Origin of the sequence: Streptococcus sp. 10824 (assembly GCF_013276595.1) — a bacterium.
Lineage (GTDB): Bacteria > Bacillota > Bacilli > Lactobacillales > Streptococcaceae > Streptococcus > Streptococcus pseudopneumoniae.
In genome coordinates this window covers 1-4,865 of sequence record NZ_VMLH01000036.1, presented here as the reverse complement: position 1 = coordinate 4,865, position 4,865 = coordinate 1, and the positions used below count along the sequence as shown (strand labels likewise).

Annotated in this window: 3 protein-coding genes; all 3 read left to right on the top strand. The window is 38.6% G+C overall.

Annotation, left to right across the window (positions count from 1 at the left end; translation table 11 throughout):
• The first annotated feature begins 352 nt into the window (after positions 1-352).
• The 3 genes from HT701_RS03800 to HT701_RS03790 all read left to right on the top strand — a co-directional run bounded on the left by HT701_RS03800 (position 353) and on the right by HT701_RS03790 (position 4,304).
• Positions 353-580 (top strand): hypothetical protein, encoded by a 228-nt coding sequence (locus HT701_RS03800; protein WP_000576348.1) that lies wholly within the window; start codon positions 353-355, stop codon positions 578-580.
• Between the two features lie 288 nt (positions 581-868).
• Complete coding sequence (locus HT701_RS03795; RefSeq protein ID WP_078800240.1) at positions 869-1,057, top strand: YSIRK-type signal peptide-containing protein; 189 nt, start codon at positions 869-871, stop codon at positions 1,055-1,057.
• The gene (locus tag HT701_RS03790) at positions 1,014-4,304 is read left to right on the top strand and encodes a sialidase domain-containing protein (RefSeq protein WP_172931238.1); all 3,291 of its coding nucleotides are present in this window, start codon (positions 1,014-1,016) and stop codon (positions 4,302-4,304) included. Before HT701_RS03795 ends, HT701_RS03790 begins: the two co-directional genes overlap by 44 nt.
• Positions 4,305-4,865 lie beyond the last annotated feature (561 nt).

The window sequence follows — 4,865 nt, the reverse complement described above, 5'->3', positions numbered from 1 at the left end:
CAAAACAGTGTTTTGAGCATCATGCGGCTAGCTTCTTAGTTTGCTCTTTGATTTTCATTGAGTGTAAAAAACAGATGAGTCTCTGTTTTCTTTTTATGGACTATAAATGTTCATCTGAAACTACTTTCAAGGATATTATTATACAAAAGAGTTTCTTGAAACTAAAATCTATTATACTACACTGTATTGAAAGCGTTTTAGAAATGAGGTATAATAAATTTGCTAACACTTATAAAAAGTGATAGAATCTTATCTTTATGTATATTTAAAGATAGATTGCTGTAAAAATAGTAGCAGCTATGCGAAATGACAGATAGAGAGAAGGGATTGAAGCTTAGAAAAGGGGAATAATATGATATTTAAGGCATTCAAGACAAAAAAGCAGAGAAAAAGACAAATTGAACTACTTTTGACAGTTTTTTTCGACAGTTTTCTGATTGATTTATTTCTTCACTTATTTGGGATTGTCCCCTTTAAGCTGGATAAGATTCTGATTGTGAGCTTGATTATATTTCCCATTATTTCTACAAGTATTTATGCTTATGAAAAGCTATTTGAAAAAGTGTTCGATAAGGATTGAGCAGGAAGTATGGTGTAAATAGCATAAGCTGATGTCCAATAATTTGCTTATAAAGAGATATTTTAGTTTAATTGCAGCGGTGTCCTGGTAGATAAACTAGATTGGTAGGAGTCTGATTGGAGAAAGGAGAGGGGAAATTTGGCACCAATTTGAGATAGTTTGTTTAGTTCATTTTTGTCATTTAAATGAACTGTAGTAAAAGAAAGTTAAGAAAAGACAAACTAAGTGCATTTTCTGGAGTAAATGTCTTATTTCAGAAATCGGGATATAGATATAGAGAGGAACAGTATGAATCGGAATGTTCAAGAACGTAAGTGTCGTTATAGCATTAGGAAACTATCGGTAGGAGCGGTTTCTATGATTGTGGGAGCAGTGGTGTTTGGAACGTCTCCTGTTTTAGCTCAAGAAGGGGCGAGTGAGCAACCTCTGGCAAATGAAACTCAACTTTCGGGGGGGGGGGAGCTCAACCCTAACTGATACAGAAAAGAGCCAGCCTTCTGAGGAAGGAGAAAATATAACTCTTCCTGCAGAGCATGTAGGGTCTGTTTCAGAGACTGAACTTTCTGGCAATGAGCAAGAACAAGAAAGGGAAGATAAGCAAGAAGAAAAAATTCCAAGAGATTACTATGCACGAGATTTGGAAAATGTCGAAACAGTGATAGAAAAAGATGACTTAGAGACGAATGATTCAAACGAAAAAAGAGTAGACTTGTCTGATGAATTAGAGAAAGTAAAGGGACTCCAAAATGCAACTGTTCATGTGGAGTTCAAACCGGCTGCTGATGGTCCTAGTTTTTACAATCTCTTTTCTGCTTCCAGTACAACTAAAGTAAATGAGTACTTTACAATGGCAATCAATAATGGGACAGCTTTGATAGAGGGACGTGGAGCTGATGGTAGCCAATTTTATGGAAGTTATACAGATGCGCCTTTGAAGATTAGACCAGGCAAGTATAATTCGGTTACTTTTACTGTTGAAAGACCAAGAAAGGATAGTCCAAATGGTCAGGTTCGTCTTTATGTGAATGGTGTATTATCTCGTACGAATAAAAAGTCAGGGAAATTCCTGGCAGACATGCCAGATGTGGATAAACTTCAGTTAGGTGCAACTAATAGAGCAGGAGAACTGAAGTGGGGCTCAAATCTCTCTATTCGTAATCTGACTGTATACAATCGTGCTCTAACTCCAGAGGAAGTCAAAAAACGTAGCCAGTTATTTGATGTGACAGATATTGAGCCGTCACTTCCTGAAGGGGCAGTCTTGACAGAGAAGCAAGAGTTGTTTATGAGCGGTGTCAATGGTAAGCCAAATAGTGAAGGAATTAAGAGTTATCGGATTCCAGCTTTGCTACGTACGGATAAAGGAACATTACTGGCAGGGGCAGATCAGCGTCGTCTCCACCATTCTGATTGGGGAGATATTGCTATGGTCGTTAGGAGAAGTGAGGATGGGGGAACTACTTGGCAGCCAACCTTAACCTTGACCAACTTGCGAGACAATCCAGAAGCAAAAGATCCGCAGGCACCATCTCCACTTAATATCGATATGGTCTTGGTTCAAGATCCTACCACAAAGAGAATTTTTTCAATCTACGATATGTTTCCAGAAGGTCGAGCTGTCTTTGGAATGCCAAACAAACCGCAAAAAGCTTATCAACAAGTTGGAGATAAGCACTATCAATTACTATATAAACAAGGGGAAAATCAAGCATATACTGTCCGAGAAAACGGAGAAGTATATGATGCAAATAATCAAAAAACAGATTATCGCGTTGTAGTGGATCCAAAAGAAGAAGCCTACAGAGATAAGGGTGACCTCTATAAAGGAGAAGAGCTTCTTGGGAATATCTACTTTGCTCCATCTGCTAAAAATCCATTTCGTGTAGCCTATACGAGCTATTTGTGGCTTTCTTATAGTGATGATGATGGGAAAACATGGTCGCAACCAAGAGATATTACACCATCAATTCGCCAAGATTGGATGAAATTTTTAGGAACAGGTCCAGGTACAGGAATTGTGCTTAGAACAGGAGAGCACAAGGGTCGTATCTTAGTTCCTACTTATACCACCAATGCTATCTCCCATCTAAGCGGATCCCAGTCTTCTCGTTTGATTTATTCAGATGACCATGGAGAAACATGGCAGGCTGGAGCTGCTGTCAATGATGATAGGACAGTAGGCGGAAGGAAAATTCATTCCTCAACTATGAATAATAGGAATGCCCAAAATACAGAGTCAGTTGCTGTACAGTTAAATAATGGTGATGTGAAACTCTTTATGAGAGGATTAACGGGTGATTTACAGGTTGCCACAAGTAAAGATGGTGGGCAAACTTGGGACCAGGAAATCAAGAGATACAATCAGGTTAAAGATGTTTATGTCCAAATGGCTGCTATTCACACCATGCACGAAGGAAAAGAATACATCATTTTAACCAATTCAGGAGGACCTAAACGGACGAATGGAATGGCTCATTTGGCTCGTGTAGAGGACAACGGAGACTTGACTTGGTTACATCATAGACCAATTCAAAAAGGAGAGTTTGCCTATAATTCGCTCCAAGAATTAGGAAATGGGGAGTATGGTATCTTGTATGAACACACTGAAAAAGGACAAAATGACTATACCCTATCATTTAGAAAATTTAATTGGGACTTTTTAACAAAAGATCCGGTATATCCAACGAGTGTAACTATCAGGGACGTTCGTAAATTGGAAACAGAAGAAGAGGATGCAGAACAAGGTATCTTAGCTATGCAATTTGATTCTGAGGTACTAGTAAATTCTATTCCGACTTTGACTTTAGCGAATGGACACAAAGCTACCTTCTTGACCCAAGCAGATCAAAAAACTCTACTTTTCACCTTTAATAAAGAAGATGCAGGTCAAGAAATTACAGGTCTACTGGCCGGTAGAATTGACAGTATGCATGATTTACCAGTTACACTAGCTGGCAGTAGAATTCCTGAAGATGCGAAAGAAAATCCTGTCGAGACCATGAATACAGTAAGAGAAAATGTATCTGAGGAGATGACAGAAAGGAAGTCAGAGAAGGATAAATTATCTTTGGGGTCTTCAGATAGAATGGTAGCAAACTCTCCTCTTACTTCTTTTGCTCCTCGTTACCTCCAATCTTATGTAGGAGATGTTATTAAAACTGAGACTAAAGTTCCAATAACGACTGGTTGGAAGCAAGAAAATGGTGCGTGGTATTTTTATACATCTGCTGGTGAAGTGGTGAAAGGCTGGCATCAGGAAGCGGATAAATGGTACTACTTGAGTTCTACTGGTGCGATGGCAACTGGTTGGGTCAGAGATGGTAATCAATGGTATTATTTGAGTGAGAGTGGAGCAATGTCTACTGGCTGGGTTGAATCCAGTGGTGTGTGGTACTATCTCAATGCTAACGGCTCAATGGCAACTGGTTGGGTCAGAGATGGTAACCAATGGTATTATTTGAGTGAGAGCGGAGCAATGTCTACTGGCTGGGTTGAATCCAGTGGTGTGTGGTACTATCTCAATGCTAACGGTTCAATGGCAACTGGTTGGATAAAAGATGGAGACCATTGGTATTATCAGGAATCATCTGGTGCAATGAAGGTAAATCAATGGTTCCAAGTTGGAGACAAATGGTACTATGTCAATGAAAGCGGAAGATTAGCGGTTAATACTATAGTAGATGGTTATAAAGTTAACTCCAATGGGGAGTGGGTCAACTACTAGAACCTTGGATGTTGATGAATAACTGAGACATGTTTTGTCCGTCATAGAGATTAAAAGTTTATTTAGATAGTTTTCGTAGAAATTTCTACTTGAAGAAAAAATCAATTTAGATGGGCTCTTATTGCCGGGTAAATGCCTTGCTAGTCGTAAATAAACTGTATATTTCCGACTTACTTAGGACTGGATACCACTAGTCGCAACTTAACAGTTCGCTTTAAGTGTTAAAATGCATATAGCTAGTTATTGGTTATATGCGTTTTTGTTCTTGATTATTTTATTTCTGTCTTGGAATATAGGTAAAATTATAGTAAAATAAAATTCTGTAAATCATGTTGGTAGATATACAGGAAGAAGAGTGTATTGTTGACAATACAGCACATAGAATCCAACATGTCCTTATACTCAAAAAATCAAAGAGCAAATTAGGAAGCTAGCCGTAGCCTGCTCAAAACACCGTTTTGAGGTTGCAGATAGAACTGATGAAGTCAGCTCAAAACACCGCTTTGAGGTTGTAGATGAAACTGATGAAGTCAGCTCAAAACACCGTTTTGAGGTTGTAGA

Excerpts from the sequence above, each read along its gene's own strand:
- HT701_RS03800 (WP_000576348.1), top strand. The coding sequence starts at position 353 with ATGATATTTAAGGCATTCAAGACAAAAAAGCAGAGAAAAAGACAAATT.
- HT701_RS03795 (WP_078800240.1), top strand. The coding sequence starts at position 869 with ATGAATCGGAATGTTCAAGAACGTAAGTGTCGTTATAGCATTAGGAAA.
- HT701_RS03790 (WP_172931238.1), top strand. The coding sequence starts at position 1,014 with ATGAAACTCAACTTTCGGGGGGGGGGGAGCTCAACCCTAACTGATACA.